The following is a 26,710-nucleotide window of genomic DNA, read 5'->3' on the forward strand; positions in this document are numbered from 1 at the left end:
AGCGGTGCAAATGCGCGGATCAATGTTTCATTTGGCCAAAAAAACTCAATTCCGCACCCGCTGCTCTCACAGCAACAAAGATCATTCACCCCCTTTCCATTTGCAAATGCACGGGTATAACTACGCCCCATGACACACGCCGCCCATATCCCAACACCGCCGCGCCCCTGCGCGGCCATGCTGCGTGCCAACCTGCTGCTACTAATCCGCCTCTGAGCGTGCCATTCCGGCGCGCCCGCTCAGAGGGATGTGCCGCGCGCCAATGGATTTTAAGCAGACAAGAAAGACCCAGACATGACAGATACATCCAAACAAGACCGCGTTTTGATTTTTGACACTACGTTGCGCGATGGCGAACAATCCCCCGGCGCGACCATGACCCACGCCGAAAAGCTCGAGATCGCTGGGCTTCTGGACGAAATGGGCGTTGACATCATTGAGGCCGGTTTTCCCATCGCCTCCGATGGAGATTTCAATGCCGTCAGCGAAATTTCCCGCCTGTCAAAAAACAGCGTGATCTGCGGCTTGGCCCGGGCACAATTTGGCGACATCGACCGCTGCTGGGAGGCCGTGAAACACGCGCCGCAGCCACGCATTCACACCTTTATCGGCACCTCGCCGCTGCACCGCGCCATCCCGAACCTCACAATGGACGAAATGGCCGACCGGATCCATGAGACCGTGACCCACGCCCGCAACCTTTGCGACAATGTGCAATGGTCGCCGATGGATGCAACCCGGACCGAGCTGGATTATCTCTACCGGGTGGTCGAGATCGCGATCAAGGCGGGCGCAACGACGATCAACATCCCCGACACCGTGGGCTATACCGCCCCGCGCGAAAGCGCCGATCTGATCGCCAAATTGCTTGAAAACGTGCCCGGCGCGGATGAGATCATTTTTGCCACCCATTGCCACAACGATCTGGGCATGGCGACAGCCAACAGCCTTGCCGCCGTTGAGGCAGGTGCCCGCCAGATCGAATGCACAATCAACGGCCTTGGCGAACGCGCGGGCAATACCGCACTCGAAGAGGTCGTGATGGCACTGAAAGTGCGCAACGACATCATGCCGTTCCAAACAGGCATCGACAGCACCAAGATCATGAACATCTCGCGCCGCGTTGCGACGGTGTCGGGTTTTGCGGTGCAGTTTAACAAGGCCATTGTGGGCAAGAACGCCTTTGCCCACGAAAGCGGCATCCACCAGGACGGCATGCTCAAGAACGCCGAAACGTTCGAGATTATGCGCCCCGAAGACGTGGGCCTGACCGAAACCAACATCGTCATGGGCAAACATTCGGGCCGCGCGGCGTTGCGCTCCAAGCTCGAAAACCTCGGGTTCGAATTGGGCGACAACCAGCTCAAGGATGTGTTTGTGCGGTTCAAGGAACTCGCCGATCGCAAAAAGGAAGTCTATGACGACGACCTCATCGCCCTGATGCGCACCGCAACCGACAGCGACGCGGACCAGATCAAGCTCAAATCCATGCATGTGATCTGCGGCACCGAAGGCCCAAATCAGGCGCGGATGGTGCTGGACGTGAACGGCGAGGAGCACAGCACCGAGCAAACCGGCGATGGCCCGGTGGATGCGGCGTTCAATTGCGTCAAGGCACTGGTGCCCCACGATGCGCGCTTGCAGCTTTATCAGGTGCATGCGGTGACCGAAGGTACAGATGCGCAGGCCACGGTGTCTGTTCGCATGGAAGAGGACGGGCGCATTGTGACAGGCCAATCGGCAGACACCGACACGGTCGTGGCCTCGGTCCGCGCCTATATCCATGCGCTCAACCGTTTGCTGGTCCGCCGTGAGAAAGGCGGCACCGACAAGCGAGAGGTCAGCTACAAAGACGTGAGCTAAAATGGCTTCGGACCGCAAATGCGGTCCGATCCACCGGGGGCGCGGCCCCCGGACCCCCGAGATATATCTGACCTGCAAAAGAGAAGAAGTAGGCTGCCACGGATACGCCGGGGAACGACATGCGCCCCCCGGCCGAAAAAAGCAGTGCTTCTTCCGCAGGCACGGCCATCGGCGTCCCCGCCTGTACCGCAATTCTTAACCTCTTCGGTAAGCCTTAAGAAAAACTGAACAAAAGTTAGGACTCTTCAATCCCTTCTTTTGTAGGCCAAAAATATTCCTGGGGGGTTCGGGGGGCAAAGCCCCCCGACCGGTCGGGCCATGCCAATGGCCCGAACCCTTACCGATAGGGGTTCTTTGGTTCGCGATCATCACTTAGCGATTTCTGCGCACGTTCCACAATCAGGACAGATGCATCGGCCAGGTGTTCCCGTTCAATCGCTTTGGCTCCACGTGCGACCCGCAATTTATGCGCCTCCAGCATCACTTCGGCATGGCTGATCCCGCGCGGCGGGATAAAGGCATAACAAGCCAATTCAATCAGCAATCCCAATGGATCTTTGAAATAGACCGAATGCATGAACCCGCGGTCCTTGACCCCGGAATGACCGATCCCGCGAGCCTCCAACCGGTCGGTGATCTGATCGAACATCGCACGGTCCACTTCGAATGCGATATGATGCACACAACCCGGATCTGTGGGGGTGCGTTTGTGCACCGGTTTGCGCTCTTCGTTGGTAAAGATTGTGATCAGCCGCCCGTCACCGGGATCAAAATAGAGGTGCCCTTCGTTGGGGTCATCCAGATTGGGCTGGTCAAAGATAAAGGGCATGCCCAGCACCCCCTCCCAAAAGTCGATCGAGCTTTGCCGGTCTGCGCCGGTCAGGGTGATGTGATGCACGCCCAAGCTTTGAATTTTCTTCATTTCAGGCCTCTCTTTGATACCGCTTTGCCCTCCAATATAGGGCACCGGCGACAAGATGCCGAATGTCTTGGCCAAACCCCTTTCACCTGCCCTTGTGCGGGCCTATAAGAACCCCCAGCCCGCCACTGTCAGAGTCGCGGGCCATTATGGCTTTAACAAGGTGCGCGACCTGATGAATATCTTTGGAAACCTCGGCGGTTTGTTTTCGTCCGATATGGCAATTGACCTCGGCACGGCCAACACGCTGGTCTATGTCAAAGGCAAAGGTATCATCCTGTCAGAGCCATCTGTGGTGGCCTATCACGTCAAGGATGGCGTCAAGAAAGTGCTGGCCGTGGGCGAGGATGCCAAGTTGATGCTGGGCCGGACACCCGGCAGCATTGAAGCGATTCGTCCGATGCGTGAGGGTGTGATTGCCGATTTCGACACCGCCGAAGAAATGATCAAACATTTCATCCGCAAGGTTCACAAACGCTCCACCTTTTCCAAGCCCAAGATCATTGTCTGCGTGCCGCATGGTGCCACGCCGGTTGAAAAACGGGCAATCCGCCAATCGGTTCTGTCTGCAGGCGCCCGCCGCGCCGGCCTGATTGCAGAACCCATCGCAGCGGCCATTGGCGCTGGGATGCCGATCACCGATCCAACTGGTAACATGGTAGTGGACATCGGCGGCGGGACAACCGAGGTGGCGGTGCTGTCACTGGGCGATATCGTCTATGCCCGCTCCGTTCGGGTGGGGGGTGACCGCATGGATGAAGCGATCATCAGCTATCTGCGCCGCCAGCAGAACCTGTTGGTGGGTGAAACCACAGCCGAGCGGATCAAAACCTCTATCGGCACTGCACGGATGCCCGACGACGGGCGCGGCACCTCGATGCAGATCCGTGGGCGCGACTTGCTCAATGGGGTGCCAAAAGAGATCGAAGTCACGCAAGCACAGATCGCCGAAGCGCTTGCCGAACCGGTACAGCAGATTTGCGAGGCGGTGATGACCGCACTGGAAACCACCCCGCCAGATCTGGCCGCAGACATCGTAGATCGCGGTGTGATGCTGACGGGCGGTGGTGCGCTGCTTGGTGATCTGGATCTGGCGCTGCGCGAGCAGACAGGTCTGGCCGTGTCTATCGCGGACGAATCCCTCAATTGTGTGGCGCTTGGCACAGGCAAGGCGCTGGAATACGAGAAACAATTGCGCCACGCCATCGACTACGACAGCTAACTGCAACACCCACCGGCCCCCCGGTCAGGAGCGTAACACCCCATGGCCAAAGACCGTTCCCAGTCCAGTGATTACACCGGCCCGCTGCGCCGGTTGCTCTTGGCTGTGCTGGTGCTGGTGCTGGCGGCGGTGTTCCTGTTGTGGCGGATCGATAGCCCGCGCGTGGAGCGGTTTCGCGCCCAGATCACCGACCGTTTGGTGCCCAATCTGGATTGGGCGATGGCGCCGGTCACCGGCACAATCAACCTTTTACGGGATTATCAAAGCTATCAACGGCTGGCCGACCAGAACCTCGAATTGCGCAGCGAATTGCGCCAGATGCAGGCCTGGAAAGAGGCCGCGCTGCAGCTTGAGCAGGAAAACGCCCGACTGCTGGACCTCAACAACGTGCGGCTTGATCCGCGCCTGACCTTCATCACCGGCGTTGTGCTGGCTGACAGCGGATCACCGTTCCGGCAATCCGTGCTGTTGAATGTAGGGGCACGCGATGGACTGGTTGATGGTTGGGCCACAATGGATGGGATCGGGCTGGTTGGCCGCATTTCTGGCGTCGCCAAAAACACCGCACGGGTGATCCTGCTCACCGATGCCTCCAGCCGTATTCCCGCGATCATCCAACCCTCTGGCCAACGGGCGATTGTGGCCGGTGACAACACCGCCGCACCGCCGGTCGATTTTCTGGAGAACCCCGATCTGGTCCGCCCCGGCGACCGGGTGATCAGTTCCGGCGATGGGGGCGTGTTCCCGGCAGGTCTGTTGATCGGCCAGGTTGCCGCTGATCCGGGCGGACGTCTGCGGGTGCGTTTGGCCGCCGATTATGAACGGCTCGAATTTTTGCGGGTGCTGCGGCACCACGGCAACGAACAGGTCTCGGACACGGCGCAGGTGATCACCGACAGTGGCCCATTGCCAGCTGGGCAAGACAACGCCGAAACGGATGATCAGCCATGAACGATCTGTCGCAAACCCGGCTTTGGCTGATGCGGGCGGCGTTTTTGTTTCTGGCGCTGGTGATCCTGTTCTTTCACCTGCTGCCGCTCACCACCACGCCAAGCCGCTGGACAGGGCCGGATCTGCTTTTGGCTTTTGCCTGTGCTTGGTCCTTGCGGCGGCCAGAGTATGTGCCGGCGTTGGCGCTGGCCTTGGCGTTCTTGATGGCGGATCTCTTGTTACAGCGCCCGCCCGGTCTTTGGGCATTGCTGGCTTTGATGGGGTGTGAAAACCTCAAGTCGCGGGGCCGCAACCTGCGCGATTCAAGTTTTGCAGTGGAATGGCTGACGGTGGGCATTGTGATCATCATGGTGATGGTGGCGAACCGGCTGCTATTGGCCGTTGCACTGGTTGAGGTGCCGCATTTGCCACTGGTCCTTTCCGAACTGGGGATGACCTTGCTATTCTATCCACTGGTCGTTCTGATCACCCATGGGCTGATGCGGGTGCGCAAAACCGCGCCGGGTGATCTGGATGCCCACGGCCAACGGGCCTGACAGGGGAGACAGGTTTGAGACGCAACCGCGCCGAAAATGATGCCAGCCACAACAAGCTGACGCGCCGTGCCGCACTGCTTGGCGGGGCGCAGCTGTTGTTTATGGGCGGTCTTGCGGCACGGATGCGGTACTTGCAGGTCGATCAGGCAGATCAGTTCCGCCTTTTGGCCGAGGAAAACCGCATCAACATCCGTCTGATCCCGCCCGCCCGCGGCGAGATTTTCGATCGCAACGGGGTGCGGCTGGCGCAGAATGTGCCGTCTTACCGGATCGTGATTGTGCGCGAGGACGCTGGTGATGTTGAGGCGGTGCTGGACCGGCTGGCGCAGATCATCACCCTTGATCCCGAAGTGCGCGAACGTGTGTTGGCCGAGGTCAAACGCTCCGCGCCGTTTTTGCCCGTGACCATCATCGACGATGTCAGCTGGGAAGACGTGAGCAAGGTCAGTGTCAATGCGCCCGCCCTGCCCGGCGTGACACCCGAGGTTGGCCTCACCCGCGTTTATCCACGCGGCTCGCATTTTGCCCATGTGGTTGGCCGGGTCGGCAGGGTCAGTCAGGCGGATCTCGATGCCCTTGAAGACCCGGACCAATTGCTGCGCATTCCACGGTTCCAGATCGGCAAGATCAACGTCGAAGCCCGGCAAGAAGCCTTGTTGCGCGGCAGTGCTGGCACCAAGCAGGTCGAGGTCAATGCAACCGGGCGGGTGATGCGCGAGCTGGCTCGCCGCGAGGGGCAATCGGGCGCGGATCTGCAATTGACGGTCGATGCCAACTTGCAAGGTTATGTGCAGGCGCGGCTGGGCGAGGAATCTGCCGCCGTTGTCATCATTGATTGCGAAACCGGCGATCTGGTCGCCAATGCCTCTGCGCCCAGTTACGACCCCAACCTCTTTATCGGCGGCATTTCCTCTGCCGACTACAATCCGCTTTTGCAATCGCTCTATCGCCCGCTGGTCAACAAGACTGTGCAAGGCAGTTATCCACCCGGATCAACCTTCAAAATGATCGTGGCCATGGCCGCACTCGAAGAGGGCTTGGTTGGTCCCGATGACACCGCCTATTGTCCCGGCTTTGTCGAAGTGGCGGATCGCAAGTTCCACTGCTGGAAACGCGCGGGACATGGCTGGGTCGATCTGGGCAATTCGCTCAAACAATCTTGCGATGTTTATTATTATGATCTGGCGCTTAAGGTCGGGATCGAAAAGATCAGCGCCATGGCAAATCGCTTTGGCCTCGGGATCAGGCATGATCTGCCACTGTCGTCGGTGTCTTCGGGGCTGACCCCGACCAAGGACTGGAAAAAGACCGTGCGCGGGGCCGATTGGGTGATCGGCGATACCGTCAACGCCTCTATCGGTCAGGGTTTCATGCTGGCCTCGCCGTTGCAGCTGGCTGTGATGACCGCCCGCATCGCAACCGGGCGCGAGATCACGCCGCGGCTGATCAAATCCGTTGATGGGGTAGAACAACCCCAAGGCGTGGGTGCGCCATTGGGCTTGAATGAGAACAACCTGCGCCAGATGCGGCGCGGCATGTATGACGTGGTCAACAACCGGCGCGGCACAGCGTATAAGTCGCGGATCATCGCCGACGGGATGCGCATGGCGGGCAAGACCGGCACCAGTCAGGTGCGCAATATCACCGCCGCCGAACGGGCGCGCGGTGTAACCCGCAACCGCGACTTGCCTTGGGAACGGCGTGATCATGCGCTTTTTGTCAGCTTCGCGCCCTATGACAAACCGCGTTATGCGGTATCGGTGTTGGTGGAGCATGGCGGCGGCGGGTCTACGGCAGCAGCGCCCATCGCCCGCGATGTGATGCTGCAGGCTCTTGCCGGAGGAGAGCCTCCGCTGGAGGCCTATCCAACCGGCGACCGCGACCGCATCCGCGAGCAGCAGCGCAAGTTGCGTAATATTCAGCCGATGGCCAAGATTGACGGCAAGGATCAGGCATGAGTTATCTTGAGCATTCCGTCAAATCCGTTCCGACAGGCCTGCGCAAGGTGTTGTTCCTGAACTGGCCGCTTGCGCTTTTGCTGGCCTCGGTCTGCGGTATCGGCTTCCTGATGTTGTATTCCGTTGCGGGCGGATCATTCTCGCCATGGGCAGAACCGCAGATCAAGCGTTTTGCGCTGGGGCTTGGGGTGATGTTTACTGTGGCCTTCGTACCGATCTGGCTGTGGCGCAACCTGTCCGGCGTGGCTTACGGCGTATCGTTTCTGCTACTGCTTGCCGTGGCCTTCATCGGGGAAGAGCGTAAAGGCTCGCAGCGCTGGCTCGACCTTGGCTTTATGGATCTTCAGCCTTCCGAGTTGATGAAAATCACCTTGGTAATGTTTTTGGCCGCCTATTATGATTGGCTTCCGGCCAAGAAAGTATCGCGCCCGTTCTGGGTATTGCTGCCGGTGTTGATCATCTGCATACCCACTGCTCTGGTTCTCAAGCAACCTGATCTCGGCACTTCTATCCTGCTGCTGACCGCTGGCGGAGGGCTGATGTTTCTGGCCGGTGTGCATTGGGCGTATTTTGCTGCCGTCATCGCGTCGGGTGCGGGGCTAATCACCGCAGTGTTCCAATCGCGCGGGACAACATGGCAATTGCTCAATGACTATCAATACCGGCGCATCGACACCTTTCTGGACCCTTCTGCCGATCCGCTGGGCGCAGGCTATCACATCACTCAATCCAAGATCGCCCTTGGCTCTGGCGGCTGGACCGGGCGGGGATATATGCAAGGCACGCAATCGCGGCTGAACTTCCTGCCGGAAAAACACACCGACTTTATCTTTACCACGCTGGCCGAAGAATTTGGTTTTATCGGGGGTGTGTCTCTGCTGAGCCTTTATGCGCTGATTATTGTGTTTTGCATCGGCACTGCGCTGCTCAACAAAGACCGGTTTTCATCCCTCCTGACACTGGGCATTGCGCTGAATTTTTTCCTGTTTTTCGCGGTCAATATGTCGATGGTCATGGGCCTTGCCCCCGTGGTGGGTGTGCCCTTGCCACTGGTCAGTTACGGCGGCTCTGCGATGCTGGTGCTGCTGTTGGCGTTCGGCCTTGTGCAAAGTGCGCATATACACCGGCCGCGTTGATCCCCCACTTCTCCATTTCAAGGAACTGTAATGAGCATCTTTCACTTGGCCTATAACGTCCGCGATCTGGACAGCGCCCGCACATTCTATGGCGAAACGCTGGGCTGCACGCCGGGCCGGTTCACCGAGACATGGGCCGACTTCAACTTTTTCGGTCATCAGATTTCCCTGCATCTGGGGGAGCCGTTTGCCACCGCCGCCACGGGCAAGGTTGGCGAACATCTGGTGCCGATGCCGCATCTCGGTGTGATCCTCCCGCTTGAGGAATGGCAAACCTTGGCTGACCGGCTCACGCGGGCAGGCGTGGACTTTGTGATCCCGCCCAGCAGCCGCTTTGCCGGAGAGCCGGGCGCGCAAAGCACGATGTTCTTTCGCGATCCGTCGGGCAATCCGATCGAGGTCAAGGGATTTGCCGATATGTCAGGGGTGTTTGCCACATGATTAATGTTCTGTTTGCCGCGCGGCCCGAACGCTGGACCACCTACGAACAACCATTGCGCGATGCACTGGTCAAGGCGGGGGTCGAGGCCAATCTGGCCGTGGAACTGCCCCCCGAAGAGGTCGATTATATCGTCTATGCCCCCAACAGCGATTTGCAGGATTTTACCCCCTTCACCCGCGCCAAGGCAGTGCTGAACCTTTGGGCCGGTGTGGAGAATATCACCGGCAATAAGACCCTGAGCATCCCTCTGGCCCGCATGGTGGATCCCGGCCTGACCAAAGGCATGGTGGAATGGGTTACAGGCCATGTGATGCGTTACCATTTGGGGATCGACACGGACATCCTGCGCAGCGATGCGCAATGGCAACCGCGCACACCGCCTTTGGCGCAGGAACGTTCGGTCGTGATTTTGGGTCTCGGGGCATTGGGCGCGGCGGTGGCACGGACTTTGCTTGGTTTGGGCTTTGAGGTATCCGGCTGGTCGCGCAGTGCCAAATCCATCGAAGGCGTCACCTGCTACTCTGGCGATGCGGGCCTGACGCAAGCTTTGTCACGGGCCGAGATTGCTGTGCTTCTGTTGCCGGATACACCCGCGACAGAAAACACGCTGAACGCTGACACATTGGCGGAGATGCCGCGCGGGGCATTCATCATCAATCCCGGACGCGGGCCTTTGATTGATGACGATGCTCTGCTGGCCGCATTGGATGATGGCCAAATCGCCCATGCCACCTTGGACGTGTTTCGCATCGAACCGCTGCCGCAGGAGCATCCCTATTGGGCGCATCCGCAGGTCACGGTCACCCCGCATATCGCCGCCGAAACCCGTGCCAGCACCGCGTCTGAGGCCATCGTGGAAAATATCCGCCGCGGTGAGGCAGGCGAGCCCTATCTCAATCTCGTGGACCGGTCATTGGGATATTGACCGGCCCGTAGGCGCCAATCAGGCTGCCAGCCCGCGCCCCTTAAGCAGGGCCTCAACCCCCGGCAACCGTCCGCGAAACGCGACATAAAGCTCTGCTGCATCGCGGCTTCCGCCAGTGGACAGGATGTGCTCTTCCAACGCTTTGGCCCGTTCAGGGTCAAAGGCACCGCCTGCCTCCTCAAAGGCTTCAAAGGCATCGGCATCCATCACCTCGGACCACATGTAGCTGTAGTACCCGCTAGAATAGCCATCCCCGGAAAAGACATGGGCAAACTGCGGCGTGGCATGGCGCATGCGGATCGCCTCGGGCATGCCCAACGCGCCCAGCACCTCGGCCTGTTTCGCCATTGGATCGGCGGGAGGCGGGCCATCGTGAAACGCCAGATCGACCAGCGCCGAGGCGACATATTCCACCGTCTGGAACCCCATATCGAAGGTCGCGGCGCCCAGAACTTTCTCTAGCATTTCCTGCGGCATCGGCGCGCCGGTTTTGGCATGGGTCGCGAACTCACCCAGCACCTCTGGCACCTCCAACCAATGCTCATAAAGCTGGCTCGGCAGTTCCACAAAGTCACGCGCCACCGATGTGCCGCTGACGCTTTCGTAGGTCACATTCGACAACATTTGATGCAGCGCATGACCAAACTCATGAAACAACGTGCGCGCATCATCATAAGACAGCAGCGCCGGATCGGACTTGGCAAAGTTGCAAACGTTGATCACCACCGGGCTTTGCACCTTGGGGAATTTCGCTTGTGCGCGCATCGCGGAACACCATGCGCCAGACCGCTTTGACCCACGGGCAAAATAGTCACCGATGAACACCGCCACATGGTTGCCATCGCGGGTGACCTCCCAAGCGCGGCAATCGGGATGATAAAGCGGCACATCAAGGGGCGCGAAATTCAGACCGAACAAACGGGTGGCGCAGGCAAAGGCCGCGTCAATCATCCGGTCCAATTGAAAATACGGTTTCAACGCGGCCTCATCGAGATCATGTTCGGCGGCGCGGCGTTTTTCGGCGTAATAACGCCAGTCCCATGGGGCCAGATCGCCGTTGATGCCATCGTCATGCATCATTTGCGTCAGCACGTCGGCGTCGGCGTTGGCTTGGCGCTTTGCAGGCTCCCACACATCCATCAACAAGCCGCGCACAGCGTCCGGCGTTTTGGCCATTTCGGTTTCCAGTTTGAAATCCGCAAATGTGCCATAGCCCAAAAGATTTGCACGTTCTTCGCGCAGGGCCAGCGTTTCGGCGGCGATGGCGCGGTTGTCGGTGTCACCGCCATTGGCACCGCGTGCCTCCCAAGCGAGAAAAGCCTTCTCGCGCAGGTCTCGGCGCGGCGAGAATTGCAGGAACGGCACGATTAGGGATCGCGACAGGGTTACAACCGGCCCTGCTACACCTTTTTCCTCGCCGGCCGCACGGGCCGCACCCACCACAAAATCGGGCAAGCCCTCCAGATCATCTTCGGACAGTTCCATGAACCAGCTGCGTTCATCTGCCAGCAGGTTTTGGGTGAATTGCGTGCCCAGCACGGCCAGCCGCGCCTTGATGTCTTTCATGCGCTGTTCTTCTGCGCCCTCCAGCGCGGCGCCCGCACGGACAAACCCGCGATGGGTCAGCATCAGAACCCGCGCCTGTTCCTCCGTCAGGCCAAGATCATCACGTCCGGCCCAAAGCGTGGCCACCCGTGCAAACAGGGCCTTGTTGCTGGAAATCTCGGAAAAATGCGCGGCCAGCTTGGGCGAGAAATCGCGCTGCAATGCCTCGCGGGCCGGGTTGCTGTCCGCCCCCGCAACGGTGAAGAACGCGCCCAGAACCTTATCAAGCGCCCCGCCCGCCGCTTCCATAGCGCCGATTGTGTTGTCAAAATCCGGCGCATTTGGATCACCCGCGATGGCGTCAATCTCGGCCCGATGGGCCGTCAGCGCCTCATCCAGTGCGGGGGCAAAATCATCATCAGAAATGGCGTCAAACGGGGCCAGTCCAAAGGGCGTGTCCCAGTCTTGCAAAAGCGGGTTTGTCATGCGGTTCTCCTTTGCGCTCAAGCTAGGGCGCAGGTCCGCAGGTTACAATCGGTGAAGCGCTGCCGCGTGATTAAATCCGCCCATGACCATGGGCGGTCATTCACTTAGGTTTCCGAAGTCGGTTTTCCCCCACAGACCGGGCAATCCTTGCGCCTCGACAGGGTTATGGTGCGGCTTTCGCCATAAAGCGCATCATAGATCAACATTTGCCCTCGCGCAGGGGTGCCTGCGCCGGTGATCAGCTTGATCGCCTCAACCGCCATCATCGCCCCAATCACCCCCGGCAAGGGGCCAATGACCCCCGCCTCGGCACAGCTTGGCGCAAGATGTGCGGCAGGGGCTTGGGGGAAAATACACTGATAGCAAGGCGCATCCAGCGCCGGATCAAACACGCTGAGCTGCCCTTCCCATTGGCTCAGCGCGCCAGACACAAGGGGTGTTTTTTCCGCAACGCAGATCGCATTCACCAGATAGCGGGTGTCAAAATTATCAGTGCCATCCAGCACCAGATCATAGTCGGCAATCAGCTCTGCCGCGATTTCTTCGCTCAGGCGGCGGTGATAAGGGCGGACGGTGATAAAGGGGTTCTGCGCTTCCATTTCCGCTTGGGCGGAGAACACTTTAGGCGTGCCGATGGCGGCGTCTTTGTGAATGACCTGCCGTTGCAAGTTGGCGTTTTCGACGGTGTCGTCGTCAATCACACCGATGGTGCCAACCCCCGCCGCCGCGAGATACTGCAGCGCCGGTGCGCCAAGACCGCCCGCTCCAACCACCAGCACTTTGGCATCCTTGAGTGCCCGCTGACCTGCTCCGCCAATTTCGCGCAGCACGATATGGCGGGCGTAGCGGTTCAATTCGGTATCGGAGAAGGCGGCGGATTTTTCTGGCGCATTCGTTGCGCCTTGCGCATTTGGCGTCGCCCGCTGGCGCAGGTTTTTCAGAATCGCCCGGTATCCCGCCACGATCAGGGCAAGACCACCCAGCAACAGCCAAGGCGCAGGGCTTTGCCCCGTCATCATCCGCAGAGGGTGCAGGTCCGGAAAGGCCAGTTGAGTGCCCAAGACCGCAACATAAAGGATCGCCAGCAACGTGAGGCGCAACCGCCGCGGCACGTCAAACAACATTCCGCCAAACCAGATGCCAGCAGCAATGAGCAGAACCAGAACCATCAGCCAACCCCGGTCGAGCCAAAACCGCCGCTGCCCCGTGCGGTTTCGCCTAATTGGGTTGCCTCTTCAAATGTAGCTTGCACCACCGGGGCAACAACCATCTGCGCGATGCGCATGCCGTGCGTCACCTCAAACGGCTCTGCGCCGGTGTTCAGCACGATCACCCCCACGGGCCCGCGATAATCACTGTCGATGGTGCCGGGGCTGTTGGGCAAGGTGATGCCATGTTTCAGCGCCAGACCAGAGCGTGGACGCACCTGCACCTCAAAGCCAAGCGGGATTTCCATGTGCAACCCGGTCGGGATCAGCGCCCGCCCCATCGGCGGCAGGATCACCGCGCCGCCGGGCAGGTTGGCCCGCAGGTCCGCGCCCGCCGCGCCGGGCGTTTCATATGCAGGCAGGCCCAGCGCAGTGTCCGCGCTTTCGGCCCATGTCATCTTGATGGTTACCACGTTCTACCCCTATGCCGCCTAGCCCAGGACCGCGTCAGCGATCCGCGCGGCCAATTTGCGGGCCACCTCATCCTTGCCCATGCGCGGCCAGCTTTCTGCGCCTGCATCGGTGATCAAGGTCACGGCGTTTTCAGTGCCGCCCATAATGCCTGTGCCGGGAGAGACATCATTTGCCACGATCCAGTCACAGCCTTTGCGTTTGCGTTTTGCCGTGGCGTGGTCAATCACGTCGTTGGTCTCTGCTGCAAAGCCGACCATGAGCGGTGGGCGGCCTTTGGTCATCTGGCTGACGGTTTTGAGGATGTCGGGGTTTTCGGCAAAGGACAGGCTCGGCAACCCATCTTTGGATTTCTTCAGTTTCCGGTCGCTGGCCCCGTCGACGCGCCAATCCGCCACGGCGGCGGCAAAGACACCTGCATCCACTGGCAAGGCATCTTGCACAGCTTCAAACATCTGTTTAGCGGTTTCCACCTTGATGACCGTCACACCCTCGGGCGGCGGTACATCTGCGGGACCGGTGACAAAGATCACCTCAGCGCCCAGCGCCGCCAGAGCCGCGCCAATGGCACTGCCCTGCGCACCGGAGGACCGGTTGGCGATGTAGCGGACAGGATCAATCGGTTCATGGGTCGGGCCAGAGGTGACCAGCACCCGCTTGCCCTTTAACGGACCATCCGCCAGCTTCGCCTCAATCGCCGCGACGATCTCAAGCGGTTCGGCCATGCGGCCCGGGCCAAATTCACCGCAAGCCATGTCGCCCTCATTAGGGCCAACCACGGCAATGCCATCAGATTTCAGAATGTCCAGATTGCGCTGGGTTGCGGGGTGATCCCACATGCGCACATTCATTGCTGGCGCGATCATCACGGGGGTATCTGTGGCCAGCAAAAGTGTTGAGGCCAGATCATTGGCATGACCCTGCGCCGTCTTGGCCATCAGATCGGCGGTCGCAGGGGCCACCACCAACAGATCGGCAACGCGGCTGAGCTGGATATGACCCATCTCGGCCTCGTCACCCAAATCAAACAGATCCTGAAAAACCTTTTTGCCCGCCAGCGCAGAGACGGACAGGGGCGTGACAAATTCCGTTCCGGCCCGCGTCAGAACCGGCGTGACCTCGGCGCCGCGTTCGCGCAGGCGGCGGATCAGGTCAAGCGATTTGAAGGCGGCGATGCCGCCGCCGATGATCAGCAGAATATGTTTGCCTGCCAGCATGATGCGCCCTTTCGCGGCCCCGTTCGGGACAAATCATAGGGCGCGGGGCGGCAATCTGCCAGCCCTTGCGCGCGACTGCGTCAATTCAGGAAATGCCGGATCTCTTTGGTCTGCCCCTCAAGCGATTTGCGCATCTTGCCAAAGGCTGCCGCCTCAAGCTGGCGCACACGTTCTTTGGACAGGCTCAGCTCATCGCCGAGACTTTCCAAGGTGCGGGGTTTGTCGCGCAATTTCCGTTCGCGCAGGATGAACTGTTCACGGTCGGTCAATTCGCCCATCGCAGACACCAACCAGCTGCGCAATTGCGCGATGTCATGGCTTTCCTCGACCACCTCTGCGGCCTGCGCACTGTCATCAACCAGCGTATCTATCCACTCACGGCCCTCGTCCTCGGCCGATTGCGTAGCGTTGAGCGAAAAATCGGAACCCGACAGACGTCCGTCCATCATCTCCACGTCATGCAAGGGCACGCCAATCTCGGTCGAGATCATCTGCCGCAGCTGATGCTGATCAAGGGTTTCACCATTGGAAGAGGCCGTGCGCTCCAGCTGCGCTTGAACCCGGCGCATGTTGAAAAACAGCGACTTTTGGGAAGAGGTGGACCCGGTGCGCACCATGGACCAATTGCGCATCACATGGTCCTGAATGCTGGCCTTGATCCACCATATTGCATAGGTCGAGAACCGCACTCCGCGATCGGGGTCAAACTTGTCCGCTGCTTTCATCAGGCCTAGCCCGGCCTCTTGAATCAGATCATTCATCGGAGCGCCGTAGCGTTTGAACTTGCCCGCCATCGAAATCGCCAGCCGCATATAGGCGGTGATCAAACGGTGAAGCGCGGCCTCGTCACGATTGTCGCGCCATGCATAGGCCAGCTCAAGCTCCGTTTCAGCGTCCAGAAGTTCCGCTTTCATCGCCGTTCGGGTCAATGAAAACTCACGCGCGGATTGCATTGTCATTGGATGATCTCCCCTCCCAGAAGCGGCGCACCTTGTGGTTTACCTTTGTGAAAGATACGCATGAGCCTCAGGTTTGGTTCACTTCTGGAACGAAAAAATGTTGCCGCGATCTACCTTCGTGCTAGGAGGCGCCGCCTCTGGCAAATCAAGCTGGGCTGAAGAGCTCTTGAAAAATGATGCCCGGCCAATGGTTTACCTTGCCACAGGTCAAATCTTTGATGACGAGGTCGCGGCAAAGGTAGAGATTCATAAAAATCGACGCGATGCGCGGTGGCGGACCGTTGAGGCGCCGCTTGACCTTGCGCCCACCCTTGCCAATTTGACCGACACGGAAACCGTTTTGATCGACTGCGCCACCATGTGGCTGACCAATCATTTGATGCAGGAAAGCGATCTTGCCGCCGCCCAATCCGATCTTCTGCAAGCTTTGCGCAATTGCGCTGCGCCATGGGTGATCGTGTCAAACGAAGTGGGCCACGGCATCGTACCCGAAAACGCGCTCGCCCGGCGGTTCCGAGAGGCGCAGGGGCGGCTCAATATCGCGCTGGCGGCCGAGGCTGATCTGGTGGTTCAAGTTACGGTTGGCCTGCCCCATGTTTTGAAAGGCACCTTGCCATGACCGTTTGGCATTGGGTGCGCCATGGCCCGACCCACGAAAGGACCTTTGTCGGTTGGCGCGATGTGCCGGCGGATCTGACGGACTCCGCGCAGATTGCCCGGTTGTCGGATCATTTGCCCACGCCCGCCATCGTAATCTCGTCAGATCTGATCCGTGCCAGTGCGACCGCAGATGTGCTGCACCACCCAGAACGCGAGCGACTGCCCCATACCGCCGACTTGCGCGAGCTGCATTTCGGAGTTTGGGACGGGATGCATTTCACCGAAGTTGCGGCCCGCGATCCTGAACTGTCCCGCGCCTATTGGGAAACCCCCGGCGATGTGATCCCGCCCGGCGGCGAGAGCTGGAACCAAACCGCGGCGCGGGTGAACGCAGTGGTGGATCAATTGAACGCCGTCCATCCAGACGCGCACATCATTGCGGTGGCGCATTTTGGTGTGATCCTGACACAGGTGCAGCGGGCCATGGGCGCGTCTCCGACACAGGCGATGGCCCATAAAATTGACAACCTGTCGGTGACACAGCTGTCACATCACAATGGTGAATGGGACATCCGGCATATCAATCACGTTCCGTGATGACCCTCCCCACGAAACAGCGATTGTCTCTGCTAGAATGCCGCGGTTATCTGCGCGTATGACATATGACCTATATATCGGCGATCGCACCTTCTCTAGCTGGTCCGTGCGGGGCTGGCTGATGTTGGAAAAATTCAACCTGCCATATCAGGCGCATCTGGTCGGTCTCTATGGCGGCACGATGGCGCAGGAGATGGCCGATCTGGCCCCTGCCGTTTTGGTGCCTGCCTTGCGCACACCCGAAGGCACGGTTGTGGGCGAAAGCCTCGCCATTGCCGAAACGCTGGCCGAGCGGCACCCGGAGGCCGGGCTTTGGCCACAAGATGCCGCAGACCGCGCCGCGGCCCGTTGGCTTTGCTCTGCGATGACCGCTGGCTTTGGCGCATTGCGCGATGCCTGCCCGATGCAGCTTCAGCACGTGAATGAAGGATTCTCGGTTTCCGATGCGGTGCAAAAAGACCTCGACCGGCTTGAGGTGCTTTGGCAGCACGCGTGGGACAGCCGGACAGAAGACGGCCCGTGGCTCTTTGGCGCCTATAGCCTTGCCGATGCGTTTTATGCGCCGATCAGCGCCCGTATCGTGGGCTATGATCTGCCGGTCAGCGACGCCGCGCGGCGGTATTGCGAGACCACGATCAATGATCCCGCGTTCAAGGCATGGCGGGCCGAAGGGCTCAAGGTGACCTATGATCCCTTCCCCTATGACATGGGCGTGCCAATCAAAAGCTGGCCTGTCGCGGATTGATCAATCTCCTGAACGCCTGTCCTTTACTGGGGCAGGCGTTAACCATTCCTAAAGACCCCTTGCCTAATCCTTAACCCTCAGACTTTGGGGGGCATATGGTATCACGCGCCTATTCGGTTGCGTTTCAGGGGGTAGAGGCCCGAATGGTCGAGGTGCAATGCGCCGTGACCGCAGGTCTGCCCGCGTTTTCCATCGTGGGCCTGCCAGACAAGGCCGTGTCCGAAGCCCGCGACCGGGTGCGCACCGCCCTGACGTCGATGGCAATTGCGCTCCCGTCCAAACGTATCACCGTGAACCTCAGCCCGGCGGATCTACCCAAAGAAGGCAGCCATTTTGACCTGCCCGTTGCAATGGCTCTGTTGGCCGCGCTGGATATCCTGCCCGACGATGTGACCCAAAACACCGTGGCCTTGGGAGAATTGTCACTGGACGGTACCTTGGTTCCGGTGGTCGGCGCCCTGCCCGCTGCAATGGCCGCAGCCGAACACAATCGTGGCCTGCTTTGCCCGGCAGGATCAGGGGCCGAAGCGGCATGGGTTGGATCCACCCAAGTGATCGCGGCCGCCACTTTGGGCGATGTGGTGCGTCATTACACAGGGCAAAACCCGCTGCCGCCCGCCGAACCCGGCGAAGTGCCGGATGCGCCACAGGGCCGTGATCTGCGCGATGTTAAGGGGCAGGAACGGGCCAAACGCGCGCTTGAGATTGCGGCGGCGGGACGCCATCACCTGATGTTTGTCGGCACACCGGGGTCGGGCAAAAGCATGCTTGCGGCGCGGCTCCCCTCTATCCTCCCGCCCCTGACCCCGGCAGAGGCGCTGGAAACCTCGATGATCCATTCTTTGGCCGGGTTGCTGGATGAGGGCGGAATTTCCCGCGCCCGCCCGTTTCGCGAACCGCATCACACCGCGTCCATGGCCGCGATCATTGGCGGCGGACGTCAGGCCAAGCCGGGTGAGGTCAGTCTGGCGCACAACGGTGTGCTGTTTATGGATGAGTTTCCGGAATTTCCCCGCATGGTGCTCGAAACGCTGCGACAACCGATTGAGACCGGAGAGGTGATGATTGCCCGCGCCAACGCGCATGTAAAATACCCCTGCCGGTTCATGCTGGTGGCCGCAGCAAACCCCTGCAAGTGCGGCTACCTCAGTGACCCCGAACGGGCCTGCGCCCGCGTGCCGCAATGCGGAGAAGACTACCTTGGCCGCATTTCAGGTCCGCTGATGGACCGGTTTGATCTGCGCGTAGACGTGCCGCCCGTGGCCTTCACCGATCTGGATTTGCCGGCAAGTGGCGAAGGCTCTGCCGAGGTTGCCGCAAGAGTTGCCGAGGCGCGTGCGGCGCAAACCTCACGCTATACCGGTATGGCCAATATGCGGGTCAACGCAGATGCCGAAGGCGATCTGCTGGAAGAAATCGCAACCCCCGACAGCGAAGCACGGGCGTTGTTGGTGAAGGCCGCAGAGCGGTTTAATCTGTCGGCACGGGGCTATCATCGGATGATCCGCGTGGCGCGGACCATCGCCGATCTGGATGGATCGGAAACCGTGCGCCAACCCCATATCGCAGAGGCGATCAGCTTTCGCTTGGCCGCTCCGGCAATTGCCTGATCCAGCTGGCCAAATCATCCAAAGTTTGCCGTGCTTCGGGCAGGATATTGTGCAGGATCGGCCAGACATGCGGCAAGTTATGCTTTTCGTCCAACTGCACTGTCACACCGCATTCGCGCAGCCGGGCGGCGATGGCATGGGCATCATCGCGCAATATCTCGGTGTCACCAACCGTTATCCAGACCGGTGGCGCACCGGTAAAATCTGCATGAACCGGGCTGACCGCCGGATCAGCCGGGTCGCAGCCGCCGAGATACGCTTCGCTGCATTCTGCGGCGCGGCTTGCGGGCAACACCGCCTCACGCCGGGCGTTCAGGGTAAAGCTCTCGCTGCTATGCGCCATATCCGTGAGCGGGGAAAAACCGAACAACGCGGCTGGTCCGCCTGCCCCATCGGCACACAGTTCGGCCAAAAGGCCCAGCGCCAAAGCGCCGCCCGCGCTGTCTCCGCCCAATACGATATCGGAAGGGGCAATCCCCTGGGCCAGCAACCCATCCCATGCTTGGCGCAGATCTTGCTTCGCTGCTGGAAAAGGCGCTTCCGGGGCCAACCTGTATTGCGGCAAAAACACCCGTGCCCCGGTGCGCCGCGCCAGTTGCGCCATCATCGCAGCATGGGTGCGCGGGCTGCCAAAAACAAAGGCGCCGCCATGAATGTAAAGAATGACGCGCTTGGCCTGCGGTTTTTTGGGACGCACTTCCAAGGCGTCGACAACGCCACTTGCACTGCTCAGCTTGAGCCAATTCTGCTGTGTGCCACGCGGCGCGTGGAATAGGAACTTTGCCTTCAGCTCAAGCGAACGGCGCAATGCAGCGGCATCTTTGGCGCGGGCCATGGCCGGTTTTTCCACCTGACGCATCCAGAAATTGATCAATGGTCGGCGCAGGCTCATGCGCGGCGGGCCTCGATTGCGTCCCAGATTTTTGCGGCGATGTTGACGCCATCAAACCGTTCCAACTCCTGAATGCCGGTGGGCGAGGTCACGTTGATCTCGGTCAGGTAATCACCAATCACGTCGATGCCGACAAAAACCTGGCCCTTTTCTTTCAGCAGCGGACCAATCGCATCGCAAATCTCAAGATCACGATCGCTCAAACCGATCTTTTCGGGCCGCCCGCCCACATGCATATTTGACCGGGTTTCACCTGCGGCCGGCACGCGGTTGATCGCGCCAACCGGTGCGCCATCGACCAAGATCACGCGTTTGTCGCCCTTGGACACCGCTGGTAAAAACTTTTGCACGATAAGCGGCTCACGAGAGAAACCTGTGAACAATTCATGCAAGGACGTCAGGTTGCGATCCTGCGCATCAAGACGGAACACCCCCGCGCCGCCATTGCCATAAAGCGGCTTGAGAATGACATCGCCATGTTTGGCCTTGAACGCCTTGATGGTTTCAAGATCCCGCGCAATCGTGGTGGGCGGTGTCAGGTCAGGGAAATCCAGCACCAACAGCTTTTCAGGGTAATTCCGCACCCAGAAAGGATCATTGACCACCAATGTGGTCTCTTTCAGCCGGTCCAACAGATGGGTCGAGGTGATGTAATGCATGTCAAAGGGCGGGTCTTGCCGAAGCCAGACAACATCATAGTCCGCAAGATCCACTTCGATCTCCGGGCCAAGCTGGGCATGATCACCCTGAACCCGCTGCACCGTAAAGGCATGTCCGCGGGCGGTGATCCGGCCCTCTTGATAGGCCAGATGATCGGGCGTGTAGAAAAACAGCTCATGCCCCCGCGCCTGCGCCTCCTCAGCGAGACGAAAGCTGCTGTCGGCGTCGATATTCACGTCCCCAATGGGGTCCATCTGAAAGGCGATTTTCATGGGCTTATCCTTACTGCGTTCTCCTTAGATGGCGCAGGAAGGCGGCTTTCGCAATGGTCAGCCGTGCCCGAAAGCGTTTTCGATGATACGGGTGTCGCCGCTACCATCAACCAACGCAACGTCAAAGCGGACCTCTGTCAGACTTCCGGCTGGTTCAAATCCAATAAATTCTTCGGCGGATGCATAAATGCGGCGCATCTGGCGGATGCTCAGGCTGTCGGCTGCACGGTCAAAATCGCGGCTTTGCTTAACTTCGACAAAAATCAACCCGTTGCCATCACGCACAATCAAGTCAATTTCGCCACCTTTGCCACGCCACCGACGCCGCGCGACGGCAAAACCGCGCCGCTCATAGTCTTGTGCGATACGGTTTTCAGCGGCCATCCCGGCATGAAAAGCCGCCTTGCCCCGATGATGTCTGGCGCCTTGTATCATGAATCGCCCTTTCCCATGGCCAATGCGGCTTGATAAACCTGTCTGCGTGGCAGCGCATGTGCCTGCGCCACCATATCGACGGCATCGCGCATAGACATATTTGCCAGGGCTTGCCGCAGGTCTGTTTCTAGGTCCGAAGAATTAACGGAGTGTTGACGATTTCGGTCAATCAAGACCACGACCTCGCCTTTGGGGGCCTTGTTTGCAAAAACATCGGCCAGATCGGTCAGCGGCCCGCGCTGCACCTCTTCGAATTTCTTGGTCAACTCGCGGCACATTGCGCCCTGCCGGTCGGGACCAAGTACCGTCGCCGCGTCGCGCAGCATCGCGCCAAGCCGTTTGGGGGATTCGTAGAACACCAAAGTGCCGGGAATGTCGCGGAGTGCCTCAAGGGCGCTGCATCGTGCCGCTTTTGCGTTTGGCAGGAAACCGGCAAAGAAAAACGCATCCGTTGGCAATCCGCCCAACGCCAGCGCGGTGAGCACCGCCGACGGGCCTGGCGCACAGGTCAGCACCACACCAGCCGCAGCCGCCGCGCGGGCCAGCTCGAAACCCGGGTCTGCAATCAGGGGCATCCCCGCCTCCGAGGCATAGGCGACCGATTTCCCCTCGGTCATCAAGGCAATCAGCTTTTCCTGCACGCCGCTGCCACTGTGATCATGCAGCGCCAGAACCCGGCGTTCCCCCAAGGGCACCCCATGAATATCCATCAGACGGCGCAGGCTGCGTGTGTCTTCGGCGGCCAGCACATCGGCTGAGGCCAGCACATCCAGCGCCCGCAGGGTGATGTCCCTTGCTGTGCCAATCGGCACGCCGACAAAATACAAACCCGCCGATAAGGGTGTCTTTTGATAATTCACGCTGGACCAGCCTTTCGCACTCACTATGATTGCGGCACATCCTGTTTTTGTTTGCGCCGTTGCGCCGTCCTACCACCGGGGGAGTGAGTTTAGAATGATTGCTTTTTTTGATAAGTGCCGCAAGCGGGTGCGGTTGATAGTCCTGCCGCTTTTTGCGATGGCTTTGGCGGCCTGTGATCCGGCGGCAATGGGCAGTTTGGCCAACACCGGCGGGGCCAAAATCGACACCGATGCGCCCGTTCCTGTGGCGCTTTTGATTCCGCGTGGCGGCTCGGCCAGTGACGAATTGCTGGCAAAGAACCTTGAAAATGCCGCACGCTTGGCGATGCGTGATCTGGGCGGCGTGGAAGTAGATCTGCGGGTCTACGGCACGGCGGGCAATGCAGCCACAGCGGCCAGCGCGGCAACCAAGGCGGTCAATGACGGGGCCAAGATCATTCTGGGGCCGGTTTACGGCGAGGCCGCCAATGCCGCTGGCGTTGCCGTGGCCAAGCAGGGCGTGAACGTTCTGTCGTTCTCCAACAATCCTACAATCGCGGGCGGCAACGTTTTTGTTCTGGGGCCAACCTTTGGCAACACAGCCAACCGTCTGGTGCGCTACGGCAAGCGCAACGGCAAGGACCGGATCGTCATCTTGCACAGCCAAGATGTTGCAGGCCAACTGGGACGCAACGCAATCCAGCAGGCGATCTCGGCCAATGGTGCCACGCTTTCAGGCACGGTTGATTACGCGTTGAGCCAGGAATCGGTGATCGCATCTGTGCCGCGCGTTAAATCCACCATGGACGCGTCCGGTGCAAATGCGCTGTTCCTGACCACCTCGTCGGCCAGCGCCCTGCCGTTGTTTGCACAGCTTTTGCCAGAGGCAGGCGTGAGCGCCGCCAACACTCAGTACATCGGCCTGACCCGTTGGGACATCCCGCCACAAACACTGGATCTGCCGGGCGTACAGGGCGGCTGGTTTGCCTTGCCTGATCCGTCAGCCTCAGGCGCGTTCCGCCAGCGGTACAGCGCGGCCTATGGATCTGATCCACACCCGTTGGCCGGGCTGGCCTTTGATGGCATCGCAGCTGTGGGGGCATTGGCCAAATCCGGCAAGGCCACCGCGCTGACCGGCGCAAGCCTGACCCAAGGGGCAGGCTTTCGCGGGGCGACCGGGATCTTCCGTCTGCGCAAGGATGGCACCAACGAACGCGGGCTGGCCGTTGCAACAATCCGCGACAAAGCCGTGGTTGTTGTAGAGAATGCGCCGCAGTCCTTTGGTGGGGCCGGGTTCTGAGTTGCCCGCACAAACCGCAATAAACACCGGATCAGGCGCAGTGACCACGCTGCGCCTGATTTGCGATCCGGCCTTGATTGTCGATCCGCCCGCCGTGATTGCCGCAATCGAAGCCGCCTGCGCCGATCTTGACCCCGCCGGCCAACGCGCCGCCGCTGTGGCGATTTTGCGCGACGTGCAAAAACAGGGCCGCAGCACCATTGCCGAGGCATTTGCAAAAGCGCCCTTTGATGCGCGCGGCATGACGCGAGCCTATACCTATTTGACCGACACTTTGGTGCGTAGCACCATGCATGTCGCCACACAGTTGCTGCATCTCAAACCCAACCCGACCGAAGGCGAACGGCTTTCGGTGATTGGTGTAGGCGGCTATGGCCGGGGGGAAATGGCGCCGTTTTCGGATGTCGATCTGCTGTTCTTGATCCCATACAAAGCCACAGCATGGTCCGAAAGCGTGATCGAAAGCATGCTGTATATCCTGTGGGATCTAAAGCTCAAGGTTGGCCACGCAACGCGCAGCATTGCCGATTGTGTGCGTCTTGGCACCGAAGATTACACCATCCAGACCGCATTGCTGGAACAGCGGTTCATCATTGGTGATACTGGGTTGGCGACGGAATTGCATGACACGCTGGCCCGTGAATTGTTTTCTGCCAAGGGCCGCGCCTTTATCGAAGCCAAACTGGAGGAACGCGACAACCGCCACCTCAAACAGGGCGAGCGTTATGTGGTGGAGCCGAACGTCAAAGAGGGCAAAGGCGGGCTGCGCGACCTGCATTCGCTGTTCTGGATCGCCAAGTTCATCTACGAGGTCGAGAATATCGCCGATCTGGTGGACAAGGGCGTGTTTCGCCCCGATGAGTTTGAAACCTTCCGCGCCGCTGAGGAGTTTCTGTGGGCTGTGCGCGGGCATTTGCACCTGCTAACGGGGCGCGCGACTGAACAGTTGACCTTTGACATGCAGGTTCAGGTCGCCCAAGCGCTGGGATACAACGACACCGCAGGCCGCCGTGCCGTCGAGGTCTTTATGCAGGCCTATTTCCGCTATGCGACGGCTGTGGGTGATCTGACGCGGATTTTCCTGACCGGGCTGGAGGCAATCCACCTCAAGGCAGAACCGCTGCTTGAGCGGATATTCCGCCGACGCCCCCGTATTCGCAAAGGATATGAGGTGGTGCACAACCGCATCTCAGTCACCGATGAGGCGGAGTTTCTGTCAGACAAGCTGAACCTGCTGCGGATCTTTGAAGAGGCCCTGCGCACGGGGATGTTGATCCATCCCGATGCCATGCGGCTGATCAAGGCGAACTTGAATCTGATCGATGACAGTATGCGCCACGAACCCGAGGCGCGGCGGATATTTCATGATCTGCTGCTCAAACACGGCAACCCGGAACGGGCGCTGCGCCGGATGAATGAACTGGGCGTTCTGTCTGCGTTTATCCCCGAATTCGAGCCGATTGTGGCGATGATGCAGTTCAATATGTATCACAGTTACACCGTCGATGAGCATACGATCCAATGCATCGCAAACCTTGCCCGGATTGAGCGGGGAGAGCTGGAAGAGGAGTTGCCCATCGCATCCTCGATCCTGCAACGCGGGGTCAATCGCAAGGTTCTTTACATCGCGCTGCTGCTGCATGACATCGGCAAAGGACGACCTGAGGATCACTCCATTCTGGGTGCAAAGATCGTGCGCAAGGTGGCGCCGCGATTGGGGTTGAAACCGGATGAGGTGGACACCATTGAATGGCTGGTGCGTTATCACCTGTTGATGTCCGATATGGCACAAAAGCGCGATATCGCCGACCCGCGCACGGTGCGTGATTTTGCCAAAGCGGTGCGCACGGTCAAACGGTTGGAACTGCTGTGTGTTTTGACGGTCTGTGACATTCGCGGCGTTGGACCGAACACCTGGAACAACTGGAAGGCCGTTTTGATCCGGGGGCTGTACAACCAGACCGAACGGGCGCTTGAGACCGGGCTGGAAGATCTCAATCGTGCCAACCGTGGCGCAGAGGCCAAAAAGACGTTGCGCGAAGCGCTCAAAGACTGGCCGCGCAAGGCGTTGCAGACCGAAACCGGGCGGCATTACGACCCCTATTGGCAGGGCCTGCATGTCACCGCTCATGTCGCCTTTGCCGAATTGCTGCGCGACATTGGCGAGGACGTGGTGCGCATTGATCTGCACCCTGACGATGACCGCGACGCCACCCGTGCCTGTTTCGTGATGCCGGATCATCCGGGCATCTTTTCACGTCTCGCGGGGGCACTGGCGTTGGTGGGTGCCAATGTGGTTGATGCCCGTAGCTATACGACCAAAGACGGCTATGTGACCGATGCCTTCTGGATACAAGACGCCGATGGCAACGCCTATGAGGCGGCGCGGCTGCCACGGCTGCGACAAGTCATTGAAAAGACGCTGCGCGGCGAGGTTGTCGCCCGTGAGGCGCTCAAATCCCGCGACAAGGTTAAGAAGCGCGAAAAAGCCTTTCGGGTGCCGACCCATATCACCTTTGATAATGAAGGCTCAGAGATCTACACGATCATCGAGGTGGACACCCGCGACCGTCCCGGATTGCTGTATGATCTGGCGCGGACACTGGCGGATTCAAACGTCTATATCGCCAATGCCGTGATCGCGACCTATGGCGAACAGGTGGTTGATACCTTCTATGTCAAAGATATGTTCGGCTTGAAGTACTATTCCGAAAGCAAGCAACGCACCTTGGAAAAACGTCTTCGCCAAGCGATCACAGAGGGCGTGGAGCGGGCGCAGGCCTAAGATTTTTTGCGGCCACTGCGCACCCAAACCTCACGAAAATCATCGCTGAAATTGCGCGCAGAACACCTTTTTACCAAAGGGTTTGGGGGGAATTCTGCCTTGTGACCTGCTCCCCTGAAACGTCCGGTGTTTTGAGTTAGCCTGTTCTCCAACAAGGAGACAGACGATGAAGAGAAGCCGTTTCAGTGAAGAGCAAA

The 26,710-nt window shown here is 59.6% G+C and carries 24 protein-coding genes; 14 read left to right on the top strand and 10 right to left on the bottom strand.

Annotated elements, in window-relative coordinates:
- Positions 1-294: 294 nt before the first annotated feature.
- The gene (locus tag C8N31_RS12045; RefSeq protein ID WP_025049536.1) at positions 295-1,863 is read left to right on the top strand and encodes a 2-isopropylmalate synthase; all 1,569 of its coding nucleotides are present in this window, start codon (positions 295-297) and stop codon (positions 1,861-1,863) included.
- A gap of 337 nt (positions 1,864-2,200) precedes the next feature.
- Here C8N31_RS12045 and C8N31_RS12050 read toward each other — a convergent pair whose 3' ends face one another.
- A complete protein-coding gene (locus C8N31_RS12050; RefSeq protein ID WP_025049535.1) occupies positions 2,201-2,785 on the bottom strand; it encodes a VOC family protein in 585 nt (194 codons plus the stop codon).
- A 172-nt stretch (positions 2,786-2,957) separates the two neighbouring features.
- On the opposite strand from C8N31_RS12050, the gene C8N31_RS12055 reads away from it, so the two are divergent.
- The 7 genes from C8N31_RS12055 to C8N31_RS12085 are packed head-to-tail and all read left to right on the top strand — an operon-like array spanning position 2,958 to position 9,952.
- Complete coding sequence (locus C8N31_RS12055) at positions 2,958-4,004, top strand: rod shape-determining protein (protein ID WP_025049534.1); 1,047 nt, start codon at positions 2,958-2,960, stop codon at positions 4,002-4,004.
- A 42-nt stretch (positions 4,005-4,046) separates the two neighbouring features.
- Positions 4,047-4,955, top strand: a complete 909-nt coding sequence (gene mreC / locus C8N31_RS12060) for a rod shape-determining protein MreC (protein ID WP_025049533.1) — start codon at positions 4,047-4,049, stop codon at positions 4,953-4,955.
- Positions 4,952-5,491 carry a hypothetical protein gene (locus C8N31_RS12065; RefSeq protein WP_025049532.1) on the top strand — a complete coding sequence of 180 codons (540 nt, stop codon included), beginning with the start codon at positions 4,952-4,954 and terminating at the stop codon, positions 5,489-5,491. The genes mreC and C8N31_RS12065 overlap by 4 nt, the downstream gene beginning before the upstream one ends.
- A 14-nt stretch (positions 5,492-5,505) precedes the next feature.
- On the top strand, positions 5,506-7,449 hold the full coding sequence (mrdA, locus tag C8N31_RS12070) for a penicillin-binding protein 2 (protein WP_025049531.1): 1,944 nt from the start codon (positions 5,506-5,508) through the stop codon (positions 7,447-7,449).
- Positions 7,446-8,585, top strand: a complete 1,140-nt coding sequence (gene rodA / locus C8N31_RS12075; RefSeq protein ID WP_025049530.1) for a rod shape-determining protein RodA — start codon at positions 7,446-7,448, stop codon at positions 8,583-8,585. The genes mrdA and rodA overlap by 4 nt, the downstream gene beginning before the upstream one ends.
- A 30-nt stretch (positions 8,586-8,615) precedes the next feature.
- A complete protein-coding gene (locus C8N31_RS12080) occupies positions 8,616-9,026 on the top strand; it encodes a VOC family protein (protein ID WP_025049529.1) in 411 nt (136 codons plus the stop codon).
- Complete coding sequence (locus C8N31_RS12085; RefSeq protein ID WP_025049528.1) at positions 9,023-9,952, top strand: 2-hydroxyacid dehydrogenase; 930 nt, start codon at positions 9,023-9,025, stop codon at positions 9,950-9,952. Before C8N31_RS12080 ends, C8N31_RS12085 begins: the two co-directional genes overlap by 4 nt.
- A gap of 18 nt (positions 9,953-9,970) precedes the next feature.
- Here C8N31_RS12085 and C8N31_RS12090 read toward each other — a convergent pair whose 3' ends face one another.
- The 5 genes from C8N31_RS12090 to C8N31_RS12110 form a co-directional block, all read right to left on the bottom strand.
- The gene (locus C8N31_RS12090) at positions 9,971-11,983 is read right to left on the bottom strand and encodes a M3 family metallopeptidase (protein ID WP_025049527.1); all 2,013 of its coding nucleotides are present in this window, start codon (positions 11,981-11,983) and stop codon (positions 9,971-9,973) included.
- 104 nt (positions 11,984-12,087) lie between these two features.
- On the bottom strand, positions 12,088-13,152 hold the full coding sequence (locus C8N31_RS12095; protein WP_025049526.1) for a HesA/MoeB/ThiF family protein: 1,065 nt from the start codon (positions 13,150-13,152) through the stop codon (positions 12,088-12,090).
- A complete protein-coding gene (gene dut, locus C8N31_RS12100) occupies positions 13,152-13,589 on the bottom strand; it encodes a dUTP diphosphatase (protein ID WP_420834955.1) in 438 nt (145 codons plus the stop codon). The genes C8N31_RS12095 and dut overlap by 1 nt, the downstream gene beginning before the upstream one ends.
- Before the next feature lie 33 nt (positions 13,590-13,622).
- On the bottom strand, positions 13,623-14,819 hold the full coding sequence (gene coaBC / locus C8N31_RS12105) for a bifunctional phosphopantothenoylcysteine decarboxylase/phosphopantothenate--cysteine ligase CoaBC (RefSeq protein WP_025049524.1): 1,197 nt from the start codon (positions 14,817-14,819) through the stop codon (positions 13,623-13,625).
- Positions 14,820-14,899: 80 nt separating this feature from the next.
- Positions 14,900-15,778 carry an RNA polymerase factor sigma-32 gene (locus C8N31_RS12110; RefSeq protein WP_025049523.1) on the bottom strand — a complete coding sequence of 293 codons (879 nt, stop codon included), beginning with the start codon at positions 15,776-15,778 and terminating at the stop codon, positions 14,900-14,902.
- A gap of 97 nt (positions 15,779-15,875) precedes the next feature.
- Here C8N31_RS12110 and cobU point away from each other — a divergent pair, with 97 nt between their 5' ends.
- From cobU to C8N31_RS12130, 4 genes are all read left to right on the top strand, one after another.
- A complete protein-coding gene (gene cobU, locus C8N31_RS12115; RefSeq protein WP_025049522.1) occupies positions 15,876-16,397 on the top strand; it encodes a bifunctional adenosylcobinamide kinase/adenosylcobinamide-phosphate guanylyltransferase in 522 nt (173 codons plus the stop codon).
- On the top strand, positions 16,394-16,975 hold the full coding sequence (locus tag C8N31_RS12120) for a histidine phosphatase family protein (protein WP_025049521.1): 582 nt from the start codon (positions 16,394-16,396) through the stop codon (positions 16,973-16,975). The genes cobU and C8N31_RS12120 overlap by 4 nt, the downstream gene beginning before the upstream one ends.
- 58 nt (positions 16,976-17,033) lie before the next feature.
- Positions 17,034-17,720, top strand: coding sequence for a glutathione S-transferase (locus tag C8N31_RS12125; RefSeq protein ID WP_025049520.1), 687 nt, complete (start codon positions 17,034-17,036; stop codon positions 17,718-17,720).
- 95 nt (positions 17,721-17,815) lie between these two features.
- Positions 17,816-19,330 carry a YifB family Mg chelatase-like AAA ATPase gene (locus tag C8N31_RS12130; protein ID WP_025049519.1) on the top strand — a complete coding sequence of 505 codons (1,515 nt, stop codon included), beginning with the start codon at positions 17,816-17,818 and terminating at the stop codon, positions 19,328-19,330.
- Here C8N31_RS12130 and C8N31_RS12135 read toward each other — a convergent pair.
- The 4 genes from C8N31_RS12135 to rsmI are packed head-to-tail and all read right to left on the bottom strand — an operon-like array spanning position 19,296 to position 22,449.
- Positions 19,296-20,222 carry an alpha/beta hydrolase gene (locus C8N31_RS12135; protein WP_025049518.1) on the bottom strand — a complete coding sequence of 309 codons (927 nt, stop codon included), beginning with the start codon at positions 20,220-20,222 and terminating at the stop codon, positions 19,296-19,298. The two genes, C8N31_RS12130 and C8N31_RS12135, sit on opposite strands and share 35 nt — an antisense overlap.
- Complete coding sequence (gene gshB / locus C8N31_RS12140; protein WP_025049517.1) at positions 20,219-21,154, bottom strand: glutathione synthase; 936 nt, start codon at positions 21,152-21,154, stop codon at positions 20,219-20,221. Before gshB ends, C8N31_RS12135 begins: the two co-directional genes overlap by 4 nt.
- Positions 21,155-21,211: 57 nt before the next feature.
- On the bottom strand, positions 21,212-21,589 hold the full coding sequence (locus C8N31_RS12145; RefSeq protein ID WP_025049516.1) for a YraN family protein: 378 nt from the start codon (positions 21,587-21,589) through the stop codon (positions 21,212-21,214).
- Complete coding sequence (rsmI, locus tag C8N31_RS12150) at positions 21,586-22,449, bottom strand: 16S rRNA (cytidine(1402)-2'-O)-methyltransferase (RefSeq protein WP_025049515.1); 864 nt, start codon at positions 22,447-22,449, stop codon at positions 21,586-21,588. Before rsmI ends, C8N31_RS12145 begins: the two co-directional genes overlap by 4 nt.
- A gap of 94 nt (positions 22,450-22,543) precedes the next feature.
- On the opposite strand from rsmI, the gene C8N31_RS12155 reads away from it, so the two are divergent.
- Entirely contained in the window at positions 22,544-23,728 is a 1,185-nt protein-coding gene (locus C8N31_RS12155) for a penicillin-binding protein activator (protein WP_025049514.1), read from the top strand.
- Positions 23,694-26,513 (top strand): [protein-PII] uridylyltransferase, encoded by a 2,820-nt coding sequence (locus tag C8N31_RS12160; RefSeq protein ID WP_025049513.1) that lies wholly within the window; start codon positions 23,694-23,696, stop codon positions 26,511-26,513. The genes C8N31_RS12155 and C8N31_RS12160 overlap by 35 nt, the downstream gene beginning before the upstream one ends.
- Positions 26,514-26,710 lie beyond the last annotated feature (197 nt).

Source organism: Sulfitobacter mediterraneus (genome assembly GCF_003054325.1).
Taxonomy (GTDB): Bacteria; Pseudomonadota; Alphaproteobacteria; order Rhodobacterales; family Rhodobacteraceae; genus Sulfitobacter; species Sulfitobacter mediterraneus.